Origin of the sequence: Streptomyces sp. NPDC050433 (assembly GCF_044458565.1) — a bacterium.
Lineage (GTDB): Bacteria > Actinomycetota > Actinomycetes > Streptomycetales > Streptomycetaceae > Streptomyces.
The window spans coordinates 26,871-53,120 of record NZ_JBITIB010000002.1; the positions used below are offsets into that span (position 1 = coordinate 26,871).

Below are 26,250 nucleotides of genomic sequence, written 5' to 3' on the forward strand. Positions count from 1 at the left end.
GTGTGTTCCCGGTTCTCTGAATTGCTGGGGCGTCGCGGAATGGGGCGGTGCGATCAGCTACAGAGGGCGGTGGCGACGCGCATCAGATCGACGGTGCGTCGTTTGCTCAACCGCTGGGACAGGGACATGCCCGCGAAGCTAGCGGCGGTACGGAGCCATCAGCAAGGGCCCCGGTGCGAATATGCGATACGGCAACAAGGGCTTCGTACCGCCGCTATACGCCCGACACAGAACACGGGACAGAGGGGGTCAGCTCACCGTGACCGGAACCCTGATCACCGCGTCGAAGAGGTACCCCTGAGTGTTCGGCACCGAGCGCTCGGGCTGGGTGTTCCCCGCCATGTCCGTGGCGCGCGCCAGAAGGTGCGTCTGCCCGGCCGTGTCCGGGCGCCAAGGCGCGTACCAGCGAACCCAGTTGTTACGGCGGGGCGTGTCCCGCAACTGCGCCCGCTGCCAGCGCGCCCCGCCGTCGGTACTGAACTCGACGTGACGCACGGGCGCGTGGGCCGACCAGGCGCGGCCGGTCAGCCGGAGGGTGCGCCCGGCGGCCAGCACCGTGTCCGGCGCGAGTTCGAAACCGGACTTGATGGTCTGCCGGGTCAGCGGGTCGCTGCCGCCGGGCGGGTAGGACGGGCCGAACAGCCGGTAGAAGTCGGTGTTCCAGGGCGAACTCAGCGGCTCGGCGCTCACCTCGATGTCGCCGAGCCACTTGATGGAGGCGATCCCCACCCAGGACGGGACGACGACCCGGACCGGATACCCGTGGTCGTACGGCAGCGGCTCGCCGTTCATCTCGTACGCGAGGATCACGTCGTCCAGTGCCTTCGCCACCGGCAGCGGGCGGCGCACCCGGCCCAGGTTGACGCCCTCGGTGACGTAGTCGGCGTCGAGCCCGCGGGGCATCACGTCGACCGCGTGCCCGCCGATCCCGGCGTGGCGCAGCACGTCGGAGAGCCGCACGCCGCGCCACCGGGCGACGCCGATCGCGCCCAGCGTCCAGGCGGTGCCGGAGGTGGCGTCGCCCTGCTGGGAGGCGTAGAAGCTGCGGCCGTTGCCGGCGCACTCGACGGCGACGTCGCGGGTGACGGAGGGCAGTCGGCGGAGCTGGTCGTACGTGAAGCGGGCCGGGCCGCCGCGCAGGCCGGTGCCCCAGACCGTCAGGGTCCAGGAATCCTTGTCCAGTACGGGTGTTGAGGTGTGGTTGCGGACGAAGAAGCGCTCGACGGGCGTGTGGAGGCCGGTGTCGCGCAGGGCGGCGAAGTTGGCTTCGGCGTTGGTGCCGCGGATGGTGAACAACTCGGGCGGGAGGGGCTTGACGATGCCGGGCGCGGCGCTCGGGGCGGCCGTGGCCGGTGCGGCGGTGGCGATCTGGGCGGCCACGGGAGCCACCGGAGCGGAAGCGAGCAACTTCAGTACGGAACGACGAGCAGGGGTCATCGCATGACTCCTCGAAGGAGGGAACGGGGAGAGACCGAGCCGGGACCGGAAGGCGTCAGCGACAACAACAGCGGCGCGGCGAAAGGCGCGACATGACAGCCATGCGGGGAATCCTAGCGCCGCGTCCGGCGGCGTTCACGCTTTCACTCGACGGGCAGGGGAGTTGACCGTCGGACGGTGACCATGGCCACGTCGTCGTCGAGGAGGGCGTGACGTTGCAGGTCGGCCTGGAGGGCATCGAGCATCGCGGCCGGGTGGCGGGAGGCCCAGTTGCCGACGCGTTCGGTGAGCGGGTAGAACTCGCCGGCCGCGTTGCGGGCCTCGACGAGGCCGTCCGTGTAGAGCAGCAGGGTGTCGCCGTGTTCCAAGCGGTGGGTGTCGACGTGCACCGGCTCGCTGTCGAGGCCGAGCAGTCCGAGCGGCAGCGCGGGCTTCGAGGACGGCAGCTCACGTACGGCGCCGTGGTGCAGGAGGAGCGGCGCGGGGTGACCGCAGTTGATCAGTCGTATCTCATCGCCGTCGCCCTTGCCGTCCAGCTCGACCACGACGGCGGTGATGAAGCACTCCTCCATCCGTTGCCCCATCTCAGGTTCCGCCGTGACGTCGCCGCTCTCCTCCGCCACGTCCCTGGCACGGGCCAGATCGCGGCGCACGGCTTCGTCGAGAAAGGCGGGCAGATCGGGCAGGGCGACACGTTGCCGTGACGCCTGACGGAAGGCGGTGAGCACGAACAGCACCACTTCCAGGGTCGACAGCCCCTTGCCCTGGACGTCCCCGAGGATCACCCGTGGTCGCCCGTCGACCAGCGCGCAGGCGTAAAGGTCGCCGCCGATCGTGGACTCCGCGTCGGACGCCAGATACGTGGACGACAGGGCCATCGGGCCGAGCCGGGGTGGCAGCGGACGCAGCAGCGTCCGCTGTGTCCGGGCGGTCACTTGTCGTGACTGCACCAGCTGATGGGTTCGCTTCTCCCGCACCGCCGCAGCGCCCACCGCGGCCACGCTGATGACCAGCGCCGTCGCGATGGCCACCGGCGCGTCGGACCAGGTCAGGCGCCCGTTCTCGGCGAGGGTCCCGACGTAGGCCGGCAACATCGCCCCGGCGATCACCCCTACCGTTCCGGGGCCGGTGAATACCGCTGCCAGAGCGGGCAGGGTCAGCATCATGCCGCCCAGCCGGATCGAGGGCCCGCCGGACGCGTCGGCGGCCAGGAGCAACAGGAGAATCACGACCACCAGGCCCACGATCGCCTGCGGTCCGCGCCACAGCGCCTTGGATTCGCGTCTCCGCGCGTCGACGGACGGCATGTCTTCACGGTACTGCGACCTGCTGAGATCGACCGCCGGAGCGGCTTGCGCCGGTCCGTGCGCGGAAGCTCGTTCGGGATCAGCGACGCCGGTGAGTGAGATGGCTCGTGGTGCCGCCGCCGTCCTCGGGTACGTCGCGCACATGGGTGTAGCCGAGTCCCGCGAGTAGTGACAGCGAGGGAGTGTTCGCGGGGTCGACGGTGGCATGGACCTCGGCCAGGCCGAGGGTGTCGTGCCCGTACGCGGTGAGCGCGTCCGCCAGCTCGCGGCCGAGCCCCCGGCCCTGGACGGCGGGCGCGAGCGCGTAGACCAGCTCGTGGCCGTCCAGCCACGGCTCCGGCGAGGGCTTGATCTCCGCGTGCCCCACATAGACGCCGTCATGCCGTACGGCCCACACGTCGAACCGGCCCGCGGGATACACGTCGGTGAAGACCCGGCCGAACAGTGCCCGGTCGGCGGCCTCGCTCTGCGGCCCGTCGCCCAGCCAGCGGGACACCCGCGTGTCCTGGAAGAGCGCGACGAAGTCGTCCTCGTCGGCCCGGACGTACGGGGAGAGGGCGAGCCGGTCGGTACGCAGGTCGGGGGTCACGGTCCCGGAGGCTATGCGGGGCCGCGCGCGGGTCGCAACCGACTTCTGACCTGTCGCTTTTCTTCAAGACCGGTGCGGCGCGGGGTTCCTACGGTGTGGACCATGAACAGCGAAACAAGCAGCCCGATGGAAACCGTCTACCCGGCGATGCGTGAGTGCGCCGCCGAGGCCGCCCGGATCACGGGCGCCGTCCCCGCCGACCGCCACGCCGCGCCCATGCCCAGCGCGGAGTGGGACGTCCGGGCCCTGGTCAACCACCTGGTGCTCTACACCTCGCACGGCCTTGAGCACCGCGCCCACCGCACGGAGATGCCCGAGACGCTCACGGCGCGCGACTTCACGACGGACCCGGACTGGCCCGAGCGTTACAGGGCAGCACTGGACCGCGCGGTGGCCGCCTGGGCGGATCCGGCCGTCTGGGAGGGCCGGATCGGCGAGGGCGAAGGCGCGATGCCGGCGGCCTCCGTCGCCACCCTCATGACCCTCGAAATGGCCCTGCACGGCTGGGAGTTGGCGCGGGCGACGGACCAGGAGTTCCGTCTCTCGGAGGAGACGGCCGCGCTCGTCCTCGACGTGGTCGAGGAGTACGCGGAGATGTACCGCCAATACGCCGGCTTCGCCGCCCCGATCCCCACCCCCACGACGTCCCCCACTTTCACCCGCGCCCTGGCCGCGAGCGGCCGGGACCCACACTGGACACCCTGACCCGTCCGAAGAGCCTCTCTCTGCACAACCTCGGCAACGAACTGCCCGGCTGGTACCGCGACTTGGTGGATCGGTCCATCGGGCCGGCGCGTGTCGCCGTGGCCGCCGCGCAGGAGCGGGGGGCGTACGGGTCTTCGACGGCTTCCGGGTGCTCGCCGGTCACCCGGACTTCTTCGAGCTGAAGCGCACCCGCACCGGCGGACTCGACCTCGGCTGAGCCGTCAGGCGGACAGCGCGGCCGGCACCCTCGCGGTCCTCGCGGTCTTCGCCGTCCGCGCCGCCTCGTACCGCCGCACCAGCAGCCGTGCCAACTCCGGTGCCGGGCCCAGTACATCGGCCAGTACGTCCGCCCCCGACTCGTGCGCGCCCCGCGCGATGCGGTCGGGCAGGCGGCCGGGCGCGATCACGTACGGGGCCACGGCCACCCGCCGTACCCCCTCCGCCCGCAGCTCCCGCACCGCGTCCTCCGTGCGCGGCAAGGAGGCGGAGGCGAACGCGGGTCGCACGGCACACCAGCCGGTGCGCCGCCACTCCCGCGCGACATGAGCGATCACCGCGATCGCCTCCGGGTCGCTGGAGCCCGCCGAGGCCAGTACGACCCCGGTCGAGCCCTTGTCGCCGGGCGTGAGCCCGGCCTCGTACAGCCGCCGCTCCAGCGCGTCCGTCAGCAGCGACGACGGGCCGAGCACATCGGCCTGCCGTACGGAGAGCCTGGGCAGCCGCGCCCGTGCCTCGTGCAGCACGGCCGGGATGTCGGACTTGGCGTGGAACGCTCGGGTCAGCAGCAGCGGCAGCGCCACCACGTCCCGTACGCCCTCGGCGTCCAGCCGTTCCAACACCCTTGGTACGGAGGGGGTGTTGAAGTCCAGGAAGCCCGCCTCCACCCGCAGCCCCGGCCGCAGCGCCCGCACCCGGCGAAGCAGCGCGTGCACGGTCGCGGCGTGCCGCGGGTCGCGGCTGCCGTGCGCGACGACGACGAGTACTGGCCGACTGGACGTACGGGGCACCGGATCAGCTCCTGACCAGGAGACCGCGACTGCGCAGGACGCGGCGCTCCAGGGGTGAGAAGAACAGCAGGTCGATGCCGATACCGACGATCAGGATGAGGATGATCGTGGCGAGTACACCGGACATGTCGCTGTAGGTACGGAAGTTCTCCATGAGCTGGCCCAGTCCCGTACCGAGGTCCGGTGAGCTGGCGATCAGCTCGGCGGCCATCAGCGAACGCCAGGAGAACGCCCAGCCCTGCTTCAGCCCCGCCAGATAGCCCGGCAGCGCTGCCGGCAGCAGAACGTGCCGGATGCCGTTGAGGCCCGTCGCGCCGATGGTCCGGCCGGCCCGCAGATACAGCGGCGGGATCTGGTCGACACCGGCCACCAGACCGTTGGCGATGGACGGGACGGCGCCCAGCAGCACCACCGCGTAGATCGTGGCGTCGCTCAGACCGAACCAGATGATCGCCGCGGGCACCCACGCCACCGACGGCAGCGACTGGAGCCCGGACAGGATCGGCCCGATCGCGGCCCGTACCACCTTCACCCGCGCGACCAGCAGCCCCAGGGGCGTACCGACGGCGACGGAGACGGCGAAGCCCAGCGCGCCCCGCGAGACGCTGGTCCAGATGTAGCCGAGCAGCGTGCCCTCCAGCCACATGTCCTGGATGGAGCGCCCCACATCGAGCGGACCCGGCAGTACGTAGTCCGGCTTGAGGTCGGAGACGGCGGCGAACTGCCAGACCGTGAGCACCAGGACGACCGCCACGAGCGGCGGTACGAGCTTGGAGAGCAGGACGCTGCCGAGCGACACCCGCTCGGCGGTCCTGGTCTCCAGCGCGTCCAGGCCGGCCTCCAGGCCCGCCAGCCCCGCCAGGTCCTCCTTGGACGTGGACACCTTCGTGTCCGACGCGTCGGAGTCAGTGCTGGCCATGTCGGCGAATCTCCCCACGCAACTCTTCGGTGATCTCCACGGACAGGTCCGCCACCGCGGCGTCCTCGATCCGGCGCGGCTGCGGGATGTCGATGGCCCACTCCCGCGCGATCCGCCCCGGCCGGGACGACATCAGCACCACCCGCTCCGCGAGCCGGACGGCCTCGCGGACGTTGTGCGTGACGAAGAGGACCGACACGTTCGTCTCGGCCCAGATCCGGGTCAGCTCCTCGTGTAGCACGTCCCGCGTGATGGCGTCCAGTGCCGCGAACGGCTCGTCCATCAGCAGCAGTTGGCTGTCCTGCGCCAGTGCGCGGGCCAGCGCGACCCGCTGGCGCATACCGCCGGACAGTTCGTGCACCCGCTTGCCGTACGCGCCCTTCAGCCGTACCAGCTCCAGCAGCCGCTCCGCCTCGCCGCTCCGCTCGGCCTTGGGCATGCCCCGCATCTTCAGGGCGAGTTCGATGTTCTTGCCTGCGGTGAGCCACGGGAACAGCGCGTGCTCCTGGAACATCAGGGCCGGCCGGCCGCCGGGGACGTCGATCGCCCCCGCCGACGGCAGGTCCAGCCCCGCGACCAGGCTGAGCAGGGTGGACTTTCCGCAGCCGGACGCCCCCAGCAGGGTCACGAACTCGCCCGGCGCCACATCGATGCTGACGTCGTCCAGTACGAGCTGCTGGGCGCCCGGACGGCCGAACGACTTGGACACATGGTCGAGACGGGCGGCGTACGGCTGTGTGCCGACCGTGGTGGCCGGCTTGACGAGCGTGGTGGTCATGAGTCACACCTCCTGAGGCGAGCTACTGGTTCGCGCCGAGACCGGCGTCGTCGATCGCGGGCCTGCCGTCCGCCTTCAGCACCTTGTTGAGCAGCGACAGGTCGTAGATCCCGTCGAGCAGCGGGTCTTCGAGCAGGCCCGCCTTCACCGCGTGCTCGGACGACTGGCTCAGCGTGGCGGCCAGCGGGTCGTCGGTGACGTCGACGTTCTTCCACGCCGGGTCGATCACCTCGGCCGGCAGTGCCGCCCCCGAGTCCGCCTTGAGCTTGGCGTTGGCCGCGGCCTTGGCCTCGTCCGGGTTCTCGTTGATCCAGGCGTTCGTCTTCACCGAGCCGCGCAGCACCGCCTCGACGACGTCCGGGTGCTCCTTGAGGAACTTCTGGGAGACGATCACGTTCGTGATGACGAACTTGCCGTCCTTCCACAGCTTCTTCTCGTCCAGCAGCACCGAACCGCCGCTCGCGACCAGCTTCGACGCGGTCGGCTCGGGCACCCACGCGCCGTCCAGCGAACCGGACTCGAAGGACCCGGGGATCTGCTTGTTGTCCTGGCGGATGACGGTGACGTCGCCCTTACCGGTGTTGGTGTCGACCTTCAGACCCTTTTCCGACAGGTAGTTGAGCAGCGCCACGTCCTGCGTGTTGCCGAGCTGCGGCGTTGCGATGCGCTTGCCCTTGAGGTCGTCGAGGGACTTGATCTTCTTCGGGTTGACGACGAGCGAGACACCGCCGGAGGCCGAGCCCGAGATGATCCGGAGATTCTGGCCCTTCGACTTCGTGAAGCCGTTGATCGAGGGGGAGGGACCGATCCAGCCGATGTCGATCGCGCCCGCGTTGAGCGCCTCGATCTCCGAGGGGCCGGCGTTGAAGACCTGCGGCTTGATCTTGGTGCCGCCCAACTCCTTCTGGATCAGGCCCTCTTGGAGACCGACCAGCGCGGTGGCGTGCGTGATGTTGGCGAAGTAGCCGATCCTCACCTCACCGAGGCCCCCTATCTTCTCGCCCTTGGCGGCGGGGGCCACCTTGTCGTTCTTCTCGCTGCTCTCGCTCTCGGAGCCGTAACCGCAGGCGCCGAGTGCCAGGGCGAGCAGGGGCAGGGCCGCGACGGCGGCGAGGGTACGTCGGCGGCGCCGGACGGTACGGGTGGCTGGCACGGGAGGGTTTCCTCTCGTCGGCCGGCTCACGTCCCTCGGTGACGAGGCGGCGTGGCCGGGAGGTCGGCAGGTTTGCGGCGTGAGGGGTACTGCGGGCATGGCACCGCGACATCGCGGATGGTCTGGGCGCGCATGCGGTGCGCGTACGTCAGCGCGCACATCGCGGTACCCCGCCGGTCCCCGCGCCGAGGGCGCCGCTGCCGACCCGGCCGCCCTCCTTCGCGAAGGTCGCGAACACATCGACCAACTCGGCGCGCATCAGAAGTCCCAGCCCGCGTCGTCGGCGCTCCCCGCCGGCGCGGCCGGCGGCTCGGCGGCGAACGAGTCGCCCGCCATCCCCGCCGCCAGCGTGGTGCCGTCGGCCGGGTCGATCAGCAGGAAGGAGCCCGTACGACGCGAGTCGCGGTACGCGTCGAGCGCCAGCGGCTCGGCCGTACGGATCACCACCCGGCCGATGTCGTTGGCGACGAGCCGGCCCGGCGCGGGGTGCTGCGACAGGTCGTCCAGGGTGAGCCGGGACGGGATGTCCTTCACGATCGCCTTCACCGTGCGGGTGGTGTGCTTGAGCAGCACCCGCTGGCCGACGGTGAGCGGCCGGTCGGCGACATGGCAGACGGTCGCCTCGACGTCCCGCGTGGTGGCGGGGACACCGGAGCTGGGCGCGATCAGATCGCCGCGCGAGACGTCCACGTCGTCGCTGAGCCGGAGCGTCACCGACTGCGGCGCCCACGCGATGTCGACGCTCTCGCCGAGTGCGTCGATGGCCTCGATGGTGCTCGTACGGCCCGAGGGCAGTACGGTCACGGCCTCGCCGACGCGCAGCACACCGGAGGCGATCTGGCCCGCGTAGCCCCGGTAGTCGGGGTGCTCGGCGCTCTGCGGCCGGATCACGTACTGGACGGGGAACCGGGCCGGGCAGCCGGCCAGGTCGTGGCTGACGGCGACGGTCTCCAGATGCTCCAGGACGGTCGGCCCGCCGTACCAGTCCATGTTCGCCGACGGCTCCACCACGTTGTCCCCGGCGAGCGCGGAGATCGGGACCGCCGTGACCTCGGGGACACCGAGCGAGGCGGCGTACGCGGTGAACTCCTCCGCGATCGCGGCGAACACGGGCTCCGCGTACGCCACGAGGTCCATCTTGTTGACGGCGAGCACCACATGGGGGACCCGCAGCAGGGCCGCGACGGCCGCGTGCCGGCGGGTCTGCTCGACCACCCCGTTGCGCGCGTCGACCAGCACGACGGCCAGCTCGGCGGTGGAGGCGCCGGTCACCATGTTCCGGGTGTACTGCACATGTCCGGGGGTGTCGGCGAGGATGAACCGGCGCCGGGGCGTGGCGAAGTAGCGGTAGGCGACATCGATGGTGATGCCCTGCTCGCGCTCGGCGCGCAGCCCGTCGGTCAGCAGCGCCAGGTCGGGGGCGTCCTGGCCGCGCCCGAGCGAGGCGCGCTCGACGGCCTCCAACTGGTCGGTGAGCACGGACTTCGAGTCGTGCAGCAGCCGCCCCACCAGGGTGGACTTGCCGTCGTCCACGGAACCGGCGGTGGCGAAGCGCAGCAGGGTGGTGGCCGACAGCTGATCGGTCAACTGGTCGGAGGTCGGGTGCCCGGTCGTCGTCATCGTTAGAAGTACCCTTCGCGCTTGCGGTCTTCCATGGCGGCTTCGGACATCTTGTCGTCGGCGCGGGAGGCGCCCCGCTCGGTGAGGCGGGAGGCGGTGATCTCCGTGATGACGGCGTCCAGCGTGGTGGCGTCGGAGTCGACGGCGCCCGTGCAGGACATGTCGCCGACGGTGCGGTAGCGCACCAGGCGGGTCTCGGTGGGCTCGCCGTCCTTGGGGCCGCCCCAGTCGCCGGCGGTCAGCCACATGCCGTGGCGGTTGAAGACCTCACGCTCGTGAGCGAAGTAGATCTCCGGGAGTTCGATGGCCTCGCGCGCGATGTACTGCCACACGTCCAGCTCGGTCCAGTTGGACAGCGGAAAGACCCGGACGTGTTCGCCCGGCGCGTGCCGTCCGTTGTAGAGCTGCCACAGCTCGGGGCGCTGCCGGCGCGGGTCCCACTGCGAGAACTCGTCACGCAGCGAGAACACCCGCTCCTTCGCCCGCGCCTTCTCCTCGTCGCGGCGCCCACCGCCGAAGACCGCGTCGAACCGCTCGGCCTGGATCTTCTCCGTCAACGGGAGCGTCTGGAGCGGGTTACGGGTGCCGTCGGGGCGCTCGCGCAGCGTGCCCGCGTCGATGTACTCCTGCACGGACGCCACATGCAGACGCAGACCGTGCTCGGCCACCGTACGGTCGCGGTAGGCCAGCACCTCGGGGAAGTTGTGACCGGTGTCGACGTGCAGCAGGGTGAAGGGCACCGGCGCCGGCGCGAACGCCTTCAGCGCCAGATGCAGCATGACGATGGAGTCCTTGCCGCCGGAGAAGAGGATCACCGGCCGCTCGAACTCACCCGCCACCTCACGGAAGATGTGCACGCCCTCCGACTCCAGGGCGTCCAGATGGCTCAGCGCGTACGGCGCCTCGACGGTGGTGGTCATCAGGCCAGACCCCTCTCGGTGAGCAGCGCGTGGAGCGCCGCCGCGGACTCCTGCACGGACTGCGTGTGCGACTCGATCCGCAGATCGGGCTTCTCGGGGGCCTCGTAGGGGTCGTCGACGCCGGTGAGACCGCTGATCTCGCCGGCCGCCTGCTTCGCGTACAGCCCCTTCACGTCCCGTACGGAGCACACCTCGACCGGAGTCGCGACATGCACCTCCAGATACGCGGTGCCCTCGCTCTCGTGGCGTCCCCGCACCGCGTCGCGGCTGTCGGTGTACGGGGCGATCACCGGCACCAGCGCCTTGACGCCGTTCGACGCGAGCAGTTCGGCGAGGAACCCGACGCGCTGCACGTTGGTGTGCCGGTCCTCGCGGCTGAAACCGAGGCCCGCGGAGAGGAATTCGCGGATCTCGTCGCCGTCCAGGACCTCCACGCGGTGGCCCTCGGAGCGCAGCCGGTCCGCGAGTGCGACGGCGATGGTGGTCTTGCCGGCGCTGGGCAGCCCGGTGAGCCAGATCGTCGCGCCTTGTTCGGTACGGCTCATCAGTGCAGCCCGCATTCGGTCTTGGAGTTGCCCGCCCAGCGGCCGGCGCGGGCGTCCTCGCCCTCCAGCACCCGGCGGGTGCAGGGCGCGCAGCCCACGGAGGGGTAACCGTCCTGAAGGAGCGGGTTGGTGAGGACGCCGTGCTCGGCGACGTACGCCTCCACGTCCTCCTGCGTCCAGCGGGCGATGGGCGAGATCTTGACCTTGCGGCGCTTCTCGTCCCAGCCGACGACCGGGGTGTTCGCGCGGGTCGGCGACTCGTCGCGGCGCAGCCCCGTCGCCCAGGCGTCGTACGCCGTCAGCCCCTCTTCGAGGGGCTTGACCTTGCGCAGGGCGCAGCACAGGTCGGGGTCGCGGTCGTGCAGCTTCGGGCCGTGCTCGGCGTCCTGTTCGGCCACCGTCGCGCGTGGGGTGAGCGTGATGACGTTGACGTCCATCACGGCGGCGACGGCGTCGCGGGTGCCGATCGTCTCGGGGAAGTGGTAGCCGGTGTCCAGGAAGACGACGTCGACGCCGGGCAGGGCGCGGGAGGCGAGATGGGCGACCACCGCGTCCTCCATGGAGGAAGTGACGCAGAAGCGGGTGCCGAAGGTGGTGGCGGCCCAGGTCAGGATCTCCGGGGCGGAGGCGTCTTCGAGTTCGCGGCCGGCGCGCTCGGCGAGCGCCTTGAGTTCGGAGTGCTTCTGTTCGTCGGCGTGCTTCTGCTCGGCGGCCGTCGGGCCGTCGGTCGCTGGGCCGTCCGTCTCCGTGAGCGTGCTCATATCCGTTCCCCTCCGTCGTCCGTCGTCAGCCCTCGGGTCAGCAGTCCGAGGAACTTCAGCTGGAAGGCCCGGTTGCAGGCGGCGCATTCCCACGCGCCGTGCCCCTGCTCGTTCGGGCGCAGGTCCTCGTCGCCGCAGTAGGGGCAGTGGAACGGGGCGGCACGTTCGCTCATGACAGCGCCTCCTCGGACGCGCGGGCCGCCCACGTGGCGAACCGCTCGTCCGCCTCGCGCTCCTTCTGGAAGCGGCTGAGCACCCGCTCGACGTAGTCGGGGAGTTCGGCGGCGGTGACCTTCAGACCGCGGACCTTGCGGCCGAACGCGGGCTCCAGACCGAGCGCACCGCCGAGGTGCACCTGATAGCCCTCGACCTGATTGCCGTCGCCGTCCAGCACCAACTGCCCCTTGAGACCGATGTCCGCGACCTGGATACGGGCGCAGGCGTTGGGGCAGCCGTTGACGTTGATGGTGATCGGCTGGTCGAAGTCGGGGATACGGTGCTCCAGTTCGTCGATCAGCGAGGCGCCGCGCGCCTTCGTCTCGACGATCGCCAGCTTGCAGAACTCGATACCGGTGCAGGCCATCGTGCCGCGCCGGAAGGGCGACGGCTTGACCCGCAGGTCGAGCGATTCCAGGCCCGCGACGAGCGAGTCGACCCGGTCCTCGGCGACGTCGAGCACGATCAGCTTCTGCTCCACGGTGGTCCGCACCCGGCCCGAGCCGTGCTCCTCGGCGAGGTCGGCGATCTTCTTCAGCGTCGGGCCGTCCACCCGGCCGACGCGCGGCGCGAAGCCGACGTAGAAGCGGCCGTCCTTCTGGCGGTGCACACCGACGTGGTCGCGCCACTGGTCCACGGGCCGCGCGGGCGCGGGACCGTCGACGAGTGTCCGCTTCAGATACTCGTCCTGAAGGATCCGGCGGAACTTCTCCGTGCCCCAGTCGGCGAGGAGGAACTTCAGCCGGGCGCGGGTACGGAGCCGGCGGTAGCCGTAGTCGCGGAAGATCCCGATGACGCCGGCCCATACGTCGGCCACCTCGTCCAGCGGCACCCAGGCGCCGAGCCGCTGGCCGATCTTGGGGTTGGTCGACAGGCCGCCGCCGACCCAGAGGTCGAAGCCGGGGCCGTGCTCGGGGTGCTCGACACCGACGAAGGAGACATCGTTGATCTCGTGCGCGACATCCAGCAGCGGCGATCCTGAGATGGCCGTCTTGAATTTACGCGGAAGGTTCGAGAACTCCTTGGTACCGACGAACCGGGCGTTGATCTCGTCGATCGCCGGGGTGCCGTCGATGATCTCGTTCTCGGCCACTCCGGCGACCGGGGAGCCGAGGATCACACGGGGCGTGTCACCGCAGGCCTCGGTGGTGGACAGGCCGACATTCTCCAGCCGCCGCCAGATCTCCGGGACGTCCTCGATCCGGATCCAGTGCAGCTGGATGTTCTGCCGGTCGGTGATGTCGGCCGTGTCGCGGCCGAACTCGTGCGAGATCTGGCCGATGACGCGCAGCTGCTCGGTGGTCAGCCGGCCCCCGTCGATCCGGACCCGCAGCATGAAGTACTTGTCGTCCAGCTCCTCCGGCTCCAGGATCGCGGTCTTGCCGCCGCCGATGCCGGGCTTGCGCTGGGTGTAGAGACCCCACCAGCGCATGCGTCCCCGCAGGTCGGCGGGGTCGATCGAGTCGAATCCGGCCTTGGAGTAGATCGTCTCAATGCGTGTCCGCACATTGAGACCGTCGTCATCCTTCTTGGCCTGCTCGTTGGCGTTGAGGGGGGTGAAGTGACCCACGGCCCACTGGCCCTCGCCGCGGTGACGGCTCACCTTGCGGCGGGGCGTGGCGACGGCGGGCTTCTCAGGGGTGGCGGCCATGGCGGGACACGTCCTTCGGGACTGCGGAGGGCGGCTCTGACCTGCACACGTGTGCTGACGGCGCAGCGGTGCGCAGCGGGATTCGAGCAGGGGGAGCGAGGGTGAGGCGGGTGGAGAACGGCGGGAGCTGTGCTGGTCAGCTCGCCCGACAGATCGCGCTGGACATGCGGCCGAGATCGACGTGCCGCCGACTCACCAAGGCAATTCCAGCTGTAGACATGGGGGAAGCCTGGCACGTGGATCTGAGGCCAGTCCACCACGATCCACGATGTGGACGAGAGTGTCCCGCTATGTGAGATCTGCTGTCGGGCGGGCACCGGCCCACGGCCCCGGCGAAGCCACATCCGGCTCCTCGGCCACCTTCGTGTCGAAGAGGGTGAAGCCACGCCGCAGATAGTTGTCCATCGCGTGCTCCCCGTCCTTGGAGCAGGTGTGCAGCCAGACCCGCTTCGTCGGTGTCCGGTCGGGCCGGCGCTCCGCCAGGTCCCAGGCGCGCGCCACCCCGTACGACAGCAGATGCCCGCCGATCCGGCGCCCCCGGAAAGCCGGGATGAGCCCGAAGTACGCGATCTCGACCGTGCCGTCCTCCTGCGCCTCCAGCTCCACGTAACCGGCCGGGGTGCCCTTCTCGTACGCCACCCAGGTCTCGACGCCCGGCCGGGAGACGGCCTCGTGCCACTCCTCGTACGACCACGCGAGCCGGTCGGTCCAGCGGATGTCACCGCCCACGGCGGTGTAGAGGAACCGGCTGAACTCCGCCGAGGGGACCTCGGACCGGACGATCCGTACGTCGCCCGCGGGCTCGGCGGCCGGCCGCAGATCGGCCGGAGAGGTCTGTTCCAGGGACCAGGTGGTCACAGTGATGCTCATGGGCGTCAGGGAATCACGCCGCTTTCCCCGCGCCAAACCGGTGCCATCAGGTGCCGGACGGGCCATTCGATCCGGCCGCCCGGCCGTCCGCCCCGCTGTTCGTCCCGCTGTCCGCCCGGCCGTCCGCCACCGCCGGCGCCGTCGAGTGCGGCAGCAGATCCGCCCGGTGCTCCGGCCGTACGACCTCCACCTCGACCTCCTCGCTGAAGCGGTACGGCCGGTGGGCCAGCACCCCCGCCAGATGACGCCGCACCCGCGACATCTCGGCCCGCACCGTCACCGTGCGCGTCGGGTCCCCGAACACATCCGCTGCCAGCTCCGCCGCGCTCCGCCCCTCCCGGTGCACGGCCAGCACGTACAACAGCTCCGCGTGGCGCGGTGTCAGCTCCTGCGCCCAGCTGCCCGCCGCCCCCGAGACCGTCACGGACCAGCGCCGGGGCCGGCTCAGATCCAGCACGACCCTGCTCGGCAGGTCCGGCGGCGCCTCCTCCTCCACGATCAGCAGCCAGCCGCCGGGCAGCGGCTCGACGGTGCACATGCCGAGGGACGGCAGCCACAGCCGCCCCGGCCGTACGGACCGGGGCAGCGGCAGCCGGTCGACCGGCGCCATCCCCGTCACGGCGGCCGTCCAGCCGTGCGTGTCGACCGCCACGGCCCGGCCGCCCACCCGGCACAGGATCGGCGCCGCCACCGCGCGCAGCCGCCCGATGGCCCGCAGATGGCGCTCCCGCAGCTCGCTCTCGGCGAGCTTCGCGACCGAGGTGACCAGGGCCAGCGTCGTCGGATGGAAACCCGTCGCCGGGCCGCTCACGTCGATGGCACCCAGCAGCCGCCCGTCGCGCGGGTCGTGCACCGGGGCCGCCGCGCAGGTCCAGCGCGTCAGGACGTGTACGAAGTGCTCGGCCGAGTGGACGCGCACCGGAGTGCGTTCGGCCAGTGCCGTACCGATGGCGTTGGTCCCGCTGACCTGTTCCGCCCAGGCGGCGCCCTCCGCCAGGCTGATGCCGTCGGCCTGCCGCAGCACCCTGGCGTTGCCCTCGCGCCACAGGACCCGGCCCTGCTCGTCGGTGACCACCAGGATCTGGAGCGACGTGTCGGCGATACCGCCCAGCCCTTCGGCGACGCTGTGCATCACCTCACCGAGTGCCGTTGTACGACGCCGGTGTTCGAGTTCGTCCGCCGCCAGGATCAGCCGCCCGGTCCGCTGCCGGTCGGGGTCCACGCCAAGGCGCCGCATCCGCTGCCACGAGGCCCCGATGACGGGGCGGGGCGCCATCGGCGGCCGGTCACCGGCCAGTGACGCCTCCCTGATCCGCTGGAGCAGCCGGGTCGCCTGCCCGCCGTCCATCGCCACGAGACGTGACATGTCGAGCGATGTGTCCTTCATCGGGTCCCCCGCCGTACTCTGCAACCACTTGCAACCCTGGCGAACAGTCACCTCATGGGTGAGGGTGACATCAAGTCGTGGGTGGTGCCGTGTCGGCGCAGCACCACCCTCGGCTCTGGCCCTGTCCGGCGGAACCTCGCTCAGACCGCCCGCGCCCGCGTCACGACCGACTCCAGGTCCAGAGTGTGCGGCAGCGTGCCGAAGGCCGTACCCCAGTCCCCGCCCAGCCGTGACGCGCAGAACGCGTCCGCGACCTCCGGCGGCGCCCACCGCACCAGCAGCGAGCCCTGGAGCACCAGCGCCATCCGCTCCACCAGGCGCCGGGCACGGGCCTCGATGCCGTCCAGATCGGCGAGTTCGGTCAGCAGGTCCTTGATCGCCCCGTCCAGCCGGTGGTCCGCGCCGCGCGCCGTGCCGACCTCCTGGAGGAACGCGTTCAGCGCCTCGGGCTCACGCTGGAGCGCGCGCAGCACGTCGAGCGCCTGGACGTTCCCCGAACCCTCCCAGATCGAGTTGAGCGGCGACTCACGCAGCAGCCGCGGCATGCCGGACTCCTCCACGTAACCGTTGCCGCCCAGACATTCGAGCGCTTCGGCGGTGACCGGCGTACACCGCTTCGTCACCCAGTACTTGGCCGTCGGCACCGCGAGCCGCAGAAACGCCCGCTCCGCCTCCGAACCGCCGCTCTGCACCGCGTCCTGCGCCGCCGCCAGCCGCAGCGCCAGCGTCGTCGCCGCCTCCGACTCCAGCGCCAGATCGGCCAGTACGTTGCGCATCAGCGGCTTGTCGATCAACTCGCCCCCGAACGCCCTGCGGTACGCGGTGTGATGGACCGCCTGCGCGACCGACTGGCGCATCAGAGCCGCCGATCCGAGCACACAGTCCACCCGCGTCGCCGCCACCATCTCGATGATGGTGCGCACCCCGCGCCCCTCCTCGCCGACCCGGCGGGCCCACGTGTCCGCGAACTCGACCTCGCTCGACGCGTTCGACCGGTTGCCCAGCTTGTCCTTCAGCCGCTGGATCATGAACACGTTGCGCGTCCCGTCCGGCAGCACCCGCGGCACCAGGAAGCACGTCAGCCCCGCCGGGGCCTGCGCCAGCACCAGGAACCCGTCGCACATCGGCGCGGAGCAGAACCACTTGTGCCCGGTGAGCAGATACTCGCCGTCGGTGTCCAGCGGCCTCGCGGCCGTCGTGTTGGCCCGTACGTCGCTGCCGCCCTGCTTCTCGGTCATGCCCATCCCGAACAGCGCGCCGGCCTTCTGAGCCGCGGGCCGCAGACCCGGCTCGTACCGGTGCGAGGTCAGCAGCGGCTCCCACTCGGCGGCCAGCTCCGGATCCGCGCGCAGCGCGGGTACCGCCGCGTGCGTCATGGACAGCGGACAGCCGTTCCCGGCCTCCGCCTGTGTCCACACGTAGAACCCGGCGGCCCGGCGCAGATGTCCGTCCGGCCGGCCCCACGCGTCCGTCAGCCCCGCCGACACCGCCCCGTCCAGGAGTTGGTGCCAGGCCGGATGGAACTCGACCTCGTCGATCCGGTTGCCGTACCGGTCGTGGGTACGCAGCTTCGGCGGGTTCTCGTTGGCCTGCGCGCCCCACTCCTGGGCCCGCGCCGAACCGGCCGTCAGACCGAGCGCGGACAGCTCCGACCGTGCCTCGTCGAGGAGTTCGGGCGCGGCGTGCCGCTCCAGGCCCTCCACGAGGGCCCGGTCGCCGCTGAAGACGTCGTATCCCACCAGGGGCGGAACCTGGTTGGTCACTGTGTGGGTGCTGGCAGTCATGCCGCTACGGTAAGGAGGTGCAGGCAGCAAACGAAACACCCGAGCGGCCATCGGGCCGACTCCGCCGACTCCGCCGGGTCCGAGCCCTCTACCGCAACGTCTCCAAGCGGAAGATGGCCTGGCTGCTGCTGAAAGACACGGTCAACTCGTGCATCGAGTACCGGATTCTCGGTCTCGCGGCGGAGGCGGCCTTCTTCACGCTGCTCTCCCTGCCGCCGCTGATGATGGGTCTCCTCGGCCTGCTCGGATACATAGACGACTGGACCAACACCACCACCGTCGCCTCGATCGAGGAGAACATCCTCACCGCGGTCGGCACGGTCCTCTCGGACAGAGGCGTCGACCAGATCGCGAAACCGCTGCTGTCGGACGTCACGCACGGCGGACGCCCCGACCTCATCTCCATCGGTTTCGCGATCGCGCTCTGGTCGGGCTCGATGGCGGTGAACGTCTTCATCGACACGATCACCGTGATGTACGGGCTCGACGGCCGGCGCGGCATCGTCGCCACCCGGCTGCTCGCCTTCCTGCTCTACATCGTGGCGCTGATCGTCGGCGCCGTGGTGCTGCCGCTCGCGGTGGTGGGGCCCGACAGGGTCGTCGACATCATCCCGTGGGGCACGGAGGTCGCCGTCGTCCTGTACTGGCCGGTGGTGATCCTGCTCTCCGTGGCCTTCCTGACGACGCTCTACCACGTGTCCGTGCCCGCGCGGTCGCCGTGGATAGAGGACGTGCCGGGCGCGCTCGTCGCCCTCGCCATGTGGGTCTTCGGCAGCTTCCTGCTGCGGATCTATCTCACCAGTACGGTCGAGGGCCCCACCATCTACGGATCCCTCGCCGCCCCCATCGCGGTCCTCCTGTGGATCGGCATCTCGGCGTTCGCCGTCCTGGTCGGAGCGGCGGTCAACGCCGCCACCGACCGGGTCTGGCCGTCGGTCGCCACGGCGGCGGCACGCGCGGCCAACGACCGGCTGCGCGCGGCGCAGGCGGCGGAGCTGGTGGCGCGGGTGGAGGCGCTGTCGGGGGAGACGGAGACGGACGACGCGGAGTACGGCCCCGACCCGGACATGCCCTCGGAGTTCCCGGAGCGATGGTCCCGCTTCCTCCCGCCGGACGACCTGAAGTCCCGGTTCCACGCCGGCCGCGACAAGGAGCAGAAGTCGTAGTCTGGCGGTGTGTACAGGGAACGGGCGTCGCAGGTCGAGGGCGTCGTCGTATGGACGCGGACAGCGCCGGAACACGACGACGGTCCCGTCTACCCCGTCCTGCCCGACGGCTGCATGGACCTGCTCTGGATCGGTGGCCGGCTGAGCGTCGCCGGGCCTGACACGCACGCCTTCACACCGGACCTGTCGGACGGCGGCCCTGTCGCCGACGCCATGGGGGTCCGCTTCGCGCCCGGCATCGCGCCCGCGCTCCTGGGCGTACCGGCGCACGAGCTGCGCGACCGGCGCGTGGACCTCACCGATCTGTGGCCGGGCCCCGAGGGCCGTGACACCGCCGAGCGCGTCGCCACCGCCGCCGACCCGGCCGCCGCCCTGGAATCGGCGGCGCTGCGGCGCATGGCCCTCGCCGGACCGCCCGACCCGCTGCTGCGCGCCGTCGTGGGCGGGCTCGACGCGGGCCGCACCGTCGCCTCCGTCGCCGAGACCGTCGGCCTGGGCACCCGCCGGCTGCACCGCCGCTCCCTGGACGCCTTCGGTTACGGTCCCAAGACCCTGGCCCGCGTCCTGCGCCTCCAGCGCGCGCTCGCGCTCGTACGGGCGTCGGTACCGTTCGCGGAGACCGCCGTCCTCGCCGGCTGCGCCGACCAGGCGCATCTCGCCAGGGAGACGCGCGATCTGACCGGTCTCACGCTCGGTGCCTACGCGGCGTTGGCGAACAGCGAGACGCCGCAGCCGTCCGGGTCGAGCACCACCGCGTAACGCTGGCCCCACACCGCGTCCCACGGCTTGAGGTGGCCGCGGTACCCGGCGCCGACCAGTTCGTCGTAGAGCGCGTCGACATCGGCGGGGCTGTCGCACAGGAAGCACAGTCCGACCCGGTCTCCGGGCGTCGGCGGGGTCCAATCGGGGTCGAAGGACCGGATGACCGCCTCCGAGTCCCAGCCGAGCCGCATTCCGCCGGGCAGGGTGACCTCCACATGGGGAGCGGAGTCCGCGTCGGCGGGGATGTCCAGGCCGAGCTTGCGGTAGAAGGCGAGCGAGGCGGCCATGTCGGAGGCGACGATGCCGATCATGTCGAGTCGTGGAGTCATGCGCCCAAGGTAGGCGCGGACCGTCGCGACGGTCTTGAACGAATCGGACAGGACGGCGTCGCCCGCTCCACCGGCCCCCGTCTGCGGCGCGGCCGTTCGATAGCCTCGAACGGTGCGGTGGCGGGGTGGGACGAGCGAAACGGCCCGGACAGGCGAAACGGGCGCGAGCAGCGATACGGGCGGGAACAGCGGTACGGACGGTTGGACGGTGGTGGGCCCCGCCGTGCGCGACACCGCCCTGTGGCTCGCCCTGGCCGGGGTCGCGCTCGTCTGGTTCGTGGGCCACCCCGAATCCTCCGTCGCGCTGGAACTGGTGCTGCCGCTGGCTGTTCTCGCCGTCGCGATCCCGGCCCGCCGCCGGTGGCCGGTGGCCGCCGTGTTCGCCGTCAACGCGCTGTGCGCGATCGGCCTCGCGCACCCCGTCACGCCGGCCAACGCGTACGTCGTGGCGCTGGCCGTCTCGGCCTATCTCCTGGGCACCGGACCGACCACCACCCGCTCCGCGCTGCCGGCCTTCGGCGGCTGCCTGGCGCTCGACCTGGCGCTCTGCGCCGTGCTGGGCGGGGGAGCGGTGTGGTGGTATTACACGCTGACGGCCTTCCCCCTGGCGCTGCTGGTGCCCTGGCTCTTCGGCCGCTACTGGCAGGCACAGCTCGCTTTCGTACGCGGCGGCTGGCAGCGGGCACAACTCCTGGAGCGCCAGCAGCGGCTCGTCGCCGAACAGGCCCGGCTGCGGGAACGGACCCGGATCGCCGCCGACATGCACGACTCGCTCGGGCACGAGCTGAGCCTCATCGCGCTACGGGCCGGCGCCCTGGAACTCTCACCTACGGTGACCGGCCGGGACCGGGCGGATCTCGGCGAGTTGCGGGCCGCCGTGGCGGACGCCGTCGGTCATCTGCGGGACACCGTGGGAGTGTTGCGCGACGACGAGGGCGACCGGGCCGCCGCGCCGACGGACGAGTCCGTCGAGGAGCTGGTCGACCGGGCGCGGGATTCCGGCGTCACGGTGGACCTGCGGCGCGACGGCACCCCGGCGCCTCCCGGCCTCTCTCCGCTCGTCGACCGCGCCGTCTACCGGGTGGTGCGTGAGTCGCTGACCAACGCGGCCAAGCACGCGCCCGGGGGCGCGGTACGGGTGCGGATCACGCACGAGGGCGGGCGGACGGACGTAGCGGTGGCCAACTCGGCCGGGAACGCGGGAAAGTCGCTCCCACCGTCGGGCCCGGTATCGGGAGGGCACGGTCTGACGGGACTGCGGGAGCGGGTGGGGGTGGTCGGCGGGACGCTGCGGGCCGCGCCGCGGGGGACCGGGTTCGAGGTCGCCGCGACAATGCCGGACCGGGTGGGCCGGGACCGGCCACTGCGGGAGTCCGGGGCCGTTACCGATTCCGGCGCCGAGTCGGAGCCGGCGTCCGAGTCGGTACGACAGCTCACCACCGCCCGGCGAAGGGCCCGGCTGCGCTTCGCCGCCGCGTTCGTGGTGCCCGGCGGATTCGGGCTCATCACCCTGGGCTCCGCCGCCTACGCCGCATTCCAGCTCGCGACCTGCGTGCTGCGGCCCGCCGACTACGCCCAGCTCCAAGTGGGGCGGGACCGCGCCGAGTTCGCGAACGTCCTCCCGGCGCGGCAGTTCCCCTACGTCTCCGACTCCGTCAAGGCCCGTCCCCGCCCGGCCGGGACCACCTGCGCGTACTACAGGTCCAGCGGTAGCCTGCTCGACCAGGTGGACGTCTACCGCCTCTGCTACAGCGGGTCCCGGCTGGTCTCCAAGGACGTCGTGCCGGGTTCGGGCAGGGGGTGACGACGTCGCGCCGCCACCGGGCTACGCGTCACGCCGCCGCAGCACCTCACGTCCGATCAGATGGCCGACGGCCGCCCACCCCGCCACGATCAGGAAGCCCACCACCCGTGGATACGGCGCGTCGTCGGCCAGCATGGCGTGCGTGCCCGCGCCGTGCGGCAGGTGGTCGTTGACGGCTCGCAGCACCTCGCCGCCCAGCCCCACGAGCACGGTCGGCACGCCGTAGAGCAGCAGGAAGAGCACCGTCAGCACCGCGGCCGGTGCCCGCAGTGCGAACGACACCCCCACCGTCAGCACTGCCACCAGCGCCAAATAACCGCCCAGAAGCAGCACTTGACCGAGCACCTCGGTGGCGTCGAACGTCGCCCGGCTCTCGAACGACGCCCACGCCACGGCCGTGCCCAGCACCCCGAACAGCACACCGGCCACGAACGCCACCACCGCCGCGACCACCGCCTTGGCCAGCTCGACCCGGTGTCTGACCGGCACCCACAGCAGCGTCGCGCGCACGCCGGTCGTCGCGTACTCGCTCGTCACCGTGGCCATCGCCAGGACGACCACCACGAACTGCACCAGCACCGCCGCGGCCACCGGCGCGTTGCCGACCGGCTGGACGGGATGGTCGTTGATACGGGCGATGGCGCCGTAGTAGAAGGTGAACACCCCCATCAGCAGCGCCCCCGCGACCAGGCACACGTAAGCGGCCCGCACCGTCCACACCTTGGTCCACTCGGAGGCCACCGCCCCCGCGAACCCGCCCCCGCCCGGCGTACTCCCGCCCGCCGTGCCCTCGCCCCTCATGCCCCGGCTCCCGTCCCGGCCCCGTACTCCACGCTCTCGGCCGTCAATTCCATGTACGCCTGCTCCAACGAGGCAGATACCGGCCGCAGTTCATGCAGGCGCACCCCCAAGCCGTGTGCCGCGTCCCCCACTTCCTCGGCGGTGCGGCCCGTCACGATCAGTTCCGTGTCACCGGCCGGCGCCACCTCCGCGCCCTTGCTGACCAGTCGGTCCACCAGCGATCGCCGGTCGTCGGCGCTCGGGACACCGACCCGCACGGAGGCTTGGGAGCTGTCGGCCAGGAAATCCGCCATCGCCGTGTCCGCGAGGAGTTTTCCCCTCCCGATGACGACGAGTTGATCGGCCGTCAGCTGCATCTCGCTCATGAGATGGCTGGAGAGGAAGACCGTGCGCCCCGCGGCGGCCAGCGAGCGCATCAGCTCGCGCACCCAGCGCACCCCGTCCGGGTCGAGACCGTTGACGGGCTCGTCGAAGACGAGGACGCGCGGGTCGCCGAGCAGCGCTCCCGCGATGCCGAGCCGCTGGTACATGCCGAGCGAGAACGCCCCGGCGCGCTTGCGGGCCACCGACGCGAGCCCCACCAGCTCCAGGACCTCGTCAACCCGGCCCACCGGAATACCGTTGCTGCGGGCCTGCGCCGTCAGATGCCCGCGTGCGGAGCGCGCCGGGTGCAGGGCCTTCGCGTCCAGCAGCGCGCCGACCTCGCGGACGGGATGACGCAGCGCCGCGTACGGCCTGCCGTCGATGAGAGCCGTGCCGCCGGTCGGATGGTCGAGCCCGAGGATCATGCGCATGGTGGTCGACTTGCCGGCCCCGTTCGGGCCGAGGAAACCGGTCACCCGGCCTTCCGCGATGTCCAGCGTCAGACCGTCCACGGCGACGGTGTCGCCGTAGCGTTTGGTCAGCCCTCTCAGGGTGATCACGTCTGTGCCCGTCCTTCCGGTGCCGTCCGTTCCTGTCCACCGGACGGTACGAATCACCGGTGCGGTCACACATCGGACGTTCGTCAGCGATCACACCCCCGACTTTCGTCGGGGACCATCCCGTGACCCTGCTCGGTACACTCCGCCCGTGGTCAGAGTGCTGGTGGCGGACGACGAGGCGCTGGTCCGCGCCGGAGTGCGCGCGATCCTCGCGCGGGATCCGGGGATCGAGGTCGTCGCGGAGGCGGCGGACGGCCGGGAGGCCGTGGACGCCGTACGCGAACACCGCCCGGATGTCGCCCTGTTGGACATCCGGATGCCGGCGCTCGACGGGATCCGCGCCGCGGAACGGATCCATCGGGAGCTGCCCGGTACGGCGGTGGTCATGCTGACGACCTTCGGCGAGGACGACTTCATCGCCCGCGCGCTGAGCGGTGGGGCCGACGGGTTCCTGCTCAAGGCGGACGACCCCAGGGAGCTGCTGGCGGGCGTGCACGCGGTGGCCGGGGGCGGCGCGTACCTCTCACCGAGGGTCGCGGCCCGAGTCGTCGCGGGGCTGCGGGACGGCGGGGCGGGCGCGGCGGCGGTGAGACCGCTGGCCGAGCGGCTGACCGGGCGGGAGCACGATGTCCTGGAGCTGGTCGGCGCGGGGCTGTCCAACGCCGAGATCGGCGGACGCCTGCATCTGGTCGAGGGCACGGTGAAGGCCCATGTCAGCGCGATCCTGGCCAAGTTGGGCGTACGGAACCGGGTGGAGGCTGCGATCGCCGCGTACGAGGCGGGTCTGGTCGGGCGGGACCGCGACGACCGGTCCTGAGGCCGGGCCGGGCGTACGACGGCGGGCCGCGCCTGGGGCGCGGCCCGCCGGGGACAACTCGTCCCTGCGTTGTTCAGGGCTTCAGGGGCTCGTCATCCCCCGGGGCCCGGACGCTTCGGACGGTCAGATGATCGAGACGCCGTAGACGCTGAGGGCCTCGGTGACCGGCTGGTAGAACGTGGTGCCGCCGGAGGAGCAGTTGCCGCTGCCGCCGGAGGTCAGGCCGTGCGCCGTGGTGCCCGAGAAGAGCGCGCCGCCGCTGTCGCCGGGCTCGGCGCAGACGTTGGTCTGGATGAGGCCGGAGACGATGCCGTCGGCGCCGTAGTTCACGGTCGCGTTGAGGCCCGTGACCGAGCCGCTGTGCACACCGGTGGTGCTGCCGCTGCGCGTGACACCCTGGCCGACGGACGGGTCGGCCGCGCCGTCGATCTCCTGGTAGCTGCCGTTGTACAGGTAGACCCTGCCGTCGGCCGCGCCCGGGTCGGAGTGCTGGATGATCCCGTAGTCGTTGCCCGGGAAGCTGGTGCCGGCGGTCGTGCCGATGGACCAGCTGCTGCCGATGTTGGTGCAGTGACCGGCGGTGAGCGCGTAGTTGGCGCTGCCGTTGGTCACGTTGAAGCCGAGCGAGCAGCGGGCGCCGCCGGTGGTGATGGCCTCGCCGCCGGCGATCAGCTTGCTGAAGGTGCCGGGGGTGCGCTTGATCGTCAGGTCGGCCCTGGAGTCCGCGAGGGCCGACTTGACCTCGGACAGCTCGGCCGCCGAGACGGTGCTGTCCGCGGTGACGACGATCTTGCCGGTGGCCTTGTCCGTGTACCAGGCGGTGCCGGCCACGTCCGCGCCGCGTACGGCGGAGCTGGCGTCGGCGAGCTGAGCCACCGTCGCCTTCGCCTCGGGGGCCGGCGCGGCCACCGCGGACGGTGCGGCGAGCGCGACGGCGGCCATCAGACCGGCGGACACGGCGAGGGCACGAGCGCGTCTGGACACGCCGTCGCGGGGGGAGAAACGCTTGAAGGTCACGAAATCCTCCATCAGTGGGGGGAGAACACGGCCCCGTGGGGTGTGGGCCGTTGCTCGTGCGCCGGTCCGTGGCCGGTAGTTGCCGGCTCCGGGCCTGTCGATCCGCACGGATGGAATCGTTGACGGGGTACGCCTCGTACACAAGGCCGACTTCCGGACCCCCGTCGCACGCGCCCCGGCATCCCCGGTTCGGCGCCGTCGGCGGGGCGCCGCCATGACGTCGCCCTCAGCGAGCCGTCGCTTTGCTGCAAAGCGACGGGGCGCGGGGGCGCGGCGCGTGCTTCGGGCGTGAACTCCCTGTGAGACAGCGGGTTTGAGCCTGTATACCGTGGAGCTGCGACAGGTCACGTTACGAACACACACGGTCTGCACGGCGGTTCGGCACCCGGTATGAGCGGTGTGTACGGCCGCGCTCCAGCCGTATCCGCGGACGCGCGCCGGGGATCGGTGCTCCGCCAGCGCGGCGGAATGGGTAGTACATGCCAAATGCGCTCGTCGGCTCGATGGCCGAATTCATATGCTACGGCCCCGAGTTGGTGTCATCCTGCCTGACCGCATTCGGCCAGGTCAGCACTCTTGACGGACGCGAGCTGATCAGGCCGGGCGGTCCTGGAGCACGGAGAGGGTGTTGCCCGCCGGGTCGGTGAACCACGCGATGTACGGGCCGCCGAGCCGGAAGATGCCGCGGTCGTCGGTCTCCATGCCGGGGTAGCTCTCGAAGCGCACGCCCCGCCGGACCAGTTCGTCGACGGCGGCCTCGATGTCGTCCACGGGGAAGTTCAGGATCGTGTACGTGGCGGGGACATGGTCCGGCTTCGGGTAGACGAGCACCTCCGCCCCGCCCGCGAGACGCAGATGCAGCATGCCGTTCGCCTCGGTGACGTCCAGGCCCAGCGTCTCCCCGTAGAAGAGGCGGGCCCTCGGGATGTCGTCCACCGCGAAACCGCTGAACGCCTTGCTGCTGCCGAGCATGTCCGCTTTC

General features: G+C 71.4%; 27 protein-coding genes and 1 pseudogene. 6 read left to right on the forward strand and 22 right to left on the reverse strand.

What is annotated here, in order from left to right; translation table 11 throughout:
• Window positions 1–249: 249 nt before the first annotated feature.
• The 3 genes from ACIBLA_RS02895 to ACIBLA_RS02905 form a co-directional block, all read right to left on the reverse strand.
• Window positions 250–1,437: a sulfite oxidase gene (locus tag ACIBLA_RS02895; protein ID WP_399197607.1), complete on the reverse strand. Its 1,188-nt coding sequence runs from the start codon at window positions 1,435–1,437 to the stop codon at window positions 250–252.
• Window positions 1,438–1,580: 143 nt separating this feature from the next.
• On the reverse strand, window positions 1,581–2,744 hold the full coding sequence (locus ACIBLA_RS02900) for a PP2C family protein-serine/threonine phosphatase (protein ID WP_363239647.1): 1,164 nt from the start codon (window positions 2,742–2,744) through the stop codon (window positions 1,581–1,583).
• A gap of 79 nt (window positions 2,745–2,823) precedes the next feature.
• On the reverse strand, window positions 2,824–3,333 hold the full coding sequence (locus tag ACIBLA_RS02905) for a GNAT family N-acetyltransferase (protein ID WP_363239648.1): 510 nt from the start codon (window positions 3,331–3,333) through the stop codon (window positions 2,824–2,826).
• Window positions 3,334–3,435: 102 nt separating this feature from the next.
• On the opposite strand from ACIBLA_RS02905, the gene ACIBLA_RS02910 reads away from it, so the two are divergent.
• Window positions 3,436–4,038, forward strand: coding sequence for a TIGR03086 family metal-binding protein (locus ACIBLA_RS02910; protein WP_399197608.1), 603 nt, complete (start codon window positions 3,436–3,438; stop codon window positions 4,036–4,038).
• A gap of 11 nt (window positions 4,039–4,049) precedes the next feature.
• Window positions 4,050–4,255: pseudogene (locus tag ACIBLA_RS02915) on the forward strand (hypothetical protein); the annotation flags it as partial.
• 4 nt (window positions 4,256–4,259) lie between these two features.
• Here ACIBLA_RS02915 and ACIBLA_RS02920 read toward each other — a convergent pair.
• From ACIBLA_RS02920 to ACIBLA_RS02985, 14 genes are all read right to left on the reverse strand, one after another.
• A complete protein-coding gene (locus ACIBLA_RS02920) occupies window positions 4,260–5,045 on the reverse strand; it encodes a sirohydrochlorin chelatase (RefSeq protein ID WP_363239650.1) in 786 nt (261 codons plus the stop codon).
• Between the two features lie 4 nt (window positions 5,046–5,049).
• Window positions 5,050–5,964, reverse strand: a complete 915-nt coding sequence (locus tag ACIBLA_RS02925; RefSeq protein WP_363239651.1) for an ABC transporter permease — start codon at window positions 5,962–5,964, stop codon at window positions 5,050–5,052.
• Entirely contained in the window at window positions 5,951–6,742 is a 792-nt protein-coding gene (locus tag ACIBLA_RS02930) for an ABC transporter ATP-binding protein (RefSeq protein ID WP_363239652.1), read from the reverse strand. The genes ACIBLA_RS02925 and ACIBLA_RS02930 overlap by 14 nt, the downstream gene beginning before the upstream one ends.
• A 22-nt stretch (window positions 6,743–6,764) precedes the next feature.
• Entirely contained in the window at window positions 6,765–7,895 is a 1,131-nt protein-coding gene (locus tag ACIBLA_RS02935) for an aliphatic sulfonate ABC transporter substrate-binding protein (protein WP_399197609.1), read from the reverse strand.
• 258 nt (window positions 7,896–8,153) lie between these two features.
• Window positions 8,154–9,515, reverse strand: coding sequence for a sulfate adenylyltransferase subunit 1 (locus ACIBLA_RS02940; protein ID WP_399197610.1), 1,362 nt, complete (start codon window positions 9,513–9,515; stop codon window positions 8,154–8,156).
• 2 nt (window positions 9,516–9,517) lie between these two features.
• The gene (gene cysD / locus ACIBLA_RS02945) at window positions 9,518–10,435 is read right to left on the reverse strand and encodes a sulfate adenylyltransferase subunit CysD (protein WP_363239655.1); all 918 of its coding nucleotides are present in this window, start codon (window positions 10,433–10,435) and stop codon (window positions 9,518–9,520) included.
• On the reverse strand, window positions 10,435–10,980 hold the full coding sequence (gene cysC, locus ACIBLA_RS02950) for an adenylyl-sulfate kinase (RefSeq protein ID WP_363239656.1): 546 nt from the start codon (window positions 10,978–10,980) through the stop codon (window positions 10,435–10,437). The genes cysD and cysC overlap by 1 nt, the downstream gene beginning before the upstream one ends.
• Complete coding sequence (locus ACIBLA_RS02955) at window positions 10,980–11,741, reverse strand: phosphoadenylyl-sulfate reductase (protein WP_363239657.1); 762 nt, start codon at window positions 11,739–11,741, stop codon at window positions 10,980–10,982. Before ACIBLA_RS02955 ends, cysC begins: the two co-directional genes overlap by 1 nt.
• Window positions 11,738–11,914, reverse strand: coding sequence for a hypothetical protein (locus ACIBLA_RS02960; protein ID WP_363239658.1), 177 nt, complete (start codon window positions 11,912–11,914; stop codon window positions 11,738–11,740). The genes ACIBLA_RS02955 and ACIBLA_RS02960 overlap by 4 nt, the downstream gene beginning before the upstream one ends.
• Window positions 11,911–13,608 carry a nitrite/sulfite reductase gene (locus ACIBLA_RS02965; protein WP_399197611.1) on the reverse strand — a complete coding sequence of 566 codons (1,698 nt, stop codon included), beginning with the start codon at window positions 13,606–13,608 and terminating at the stop codon, window positions 11,911–11,913. Before ACIBLA_RS02965 ends, ACIBLA_RS02960 begins: the two co-directional genes overlap by 4 nt.
• A gap of 136 nt (window positions 13,609–13,744) precedes the next feature.
• Complete coding sequence (locus ACIBLA_RS02970; protein ID WP_356584885.1) at window positions 13,745–13,828, reverse strand: putative leader peptide; 84 nt, start codon at window positions 13,826–13,828, stop codon at window positions 13,745–13,747.
• A gap of 68 nt (window positions 13,829–13,896) precedes the next feature.
• Window positions 13,897–14,478: a GNAT family N-acetyltransferase gene (locus tag ACIBLA_RS02975; protein WP_363239660.1), complete on the reverse strand. Its 582-nt coding sequence runs from the start codon at window positions 14,476–14,478 to the stop codon at window positions 13,897–13,899.
• A gap of 46 nt (window positions 14,479–14,524) precedes the next feature.
• The gene (locus ACIBLA_RS02980) at window positions 14,525–15,844 is read right to left on the reverse strand and encodes a GAF domain-containing protein (RefSeq protein ID WP_399197612.1); all 1,320 of its coding nucleotides are present in this window, start codon (window positions 15,842–15,844) and stop codon (window positions 14,525–14,527) included.
• Between the two features lie 161 nt (window positions 15,845–16,005).
• A complete protein-coding gene (locus tag ACIBLA_RS02985; protein WP_363239662.1) occupies window positions 16,006–17,649 on the reverse strand; it encodes an acyl-CoA dehydrogenase family protein in 1,644 nt (547 codons plus the stop codon).
• Between the two features lie 17 nt (window positions 17,650–17,666).
• Between ACIBLA_RS02985 and ACIBLA_RS02990 the strand changes: the two genes are divergently transcribed.
• The gene (locus tag ACIBLA_RS02990; protein WP_363239663.1) at window positions 17,667–18,815 is read left to right on the forward strand and encodes a YihY/virulence factor BrkB family protein; all 1,149 of its coding nucleotides are present in this window, start codon (window positions 17,667–17,669) and stop codon (window positions 18,813–18,815) included.
• Window positions 18,816–18,824: 9 nt separating this feature from the next.
• Window positions 18,825–19,574: a DUF6597 domain-containing transcriptional factor gene (locus tag ACIBLA_RS02995; protein WP_399197613.1), complete on the forward strand. Its 750-nt coding sequence runs from the start codon at window positions 18,825–18,827 to the stop codon at window positions 19,572–19,574.
• Here ACIBLA_RS02995 and ACIBLA_RS03000 read toward each other — a convergent pair.
• Window positions 19,514–19,906, reverse strand: coding sequence for a VOC family protein (locus tag ACIBLA_RS03000; protein WP_363239665.1), 393 nt, complete (start codon window positions 19,904–19,906; stop codon window positions 19,514–19,516). The two genes, ACIBLA_RS02995 and ACIBLA_RS03000, sit on opposite strands and share 61 nt — an antisense overlap.
• 223 nt (window positions 19,907–20,129) lie before the next feature.
• Between ACIBLA_RS03000 and ACIBLA_RS03005 the strand changes: the two genes are divergently transcribed.
• The gene (locus ACIBLA_RS03005) at window positions 20,130–21,710 is read left to right on the forward strand and encodes a sensor histidine kinase (protein WP_399197614.1); all 1,581 of its coding nucleotides are present in this window, start codon (window positions 20,130–20,132) and stop codon (window positions 21,708–21,710) included.
• A gap of 21 nt (window positions 21,711–21,731) precedes the next feature.
• Here ACIBLA_RS03005 and ACIBLA_RS03010 read toward each other — a convergent pair whose 3' ends face one another.
• On the reverse strand, window positions 21,732–22,511 hold the full coding sequence (locus tag ACIBLA_RS03010) for an ABC transporter permease (protein WP_399197615.1): 780 nt from the start codon (window positions 22,509–22,511) through the stop codon (window positions 21,732–21,734).
• Window positions 22,508–23,434, reverse strand: coding sequence for an ABC transporter ATP-binding protein (locus ACIBLA_RS03015; protein WP_399197616.1), 927 nt, complete (start codon window positions 23,432–23,434; stop codon window positions 22,508–22,510). The genes ACIBLA_RS03010 and ACIBLA_RS03015 overlap by 4 nt, the downstream gene beginning before the upstream one ends.
• Window positions 23,435–23,591: 157 nt before the next feature.
• On the opposite strand from ACIBLA_RS03015, the gene ACIBLA_RS03020 reads away from it, so the two are divergent.
• Window positions 23,592–24,251, forward strand: a complete 660-nt coding sequence (locus tag ACIBLA_RS03020; protein ID WP_363239870.1) for a response regulator transcription factor — start codon at window positions 23,592–23,594, stop codon at window positions 24,249–24,251.
• Window positions 24,252–24,374: 123 nt separating this feature from the next.
• Here the strand turns inward: ACIBLA_RS03020 and ACIBLA_RS03025 are convergent, their stop codons facing one another.
• Window positions 24,375–25,268, reverse strand: coding sequence for a S1 family peptidase (locus tag ACIBLA_RS03025; RefSeq protein ID WP_363239669.1), 894 nt, complete (start codon window positions 25,266–25,268; stop codon window positions 24,375–24,377).
• A gap of 594 nt (window positions 25,269–25,862) precedes the next feature.
• Entirely contained in the window at window positions 25,863–26,240 is a 378-nt protein-coding gene (locus ACIBLA_RS03030) for a VOC family protein (protein ID WP_363239670.1), read from the reverse strand.
• Window positions 26,241–26,250: the final 10 nt, after the last annotated feature.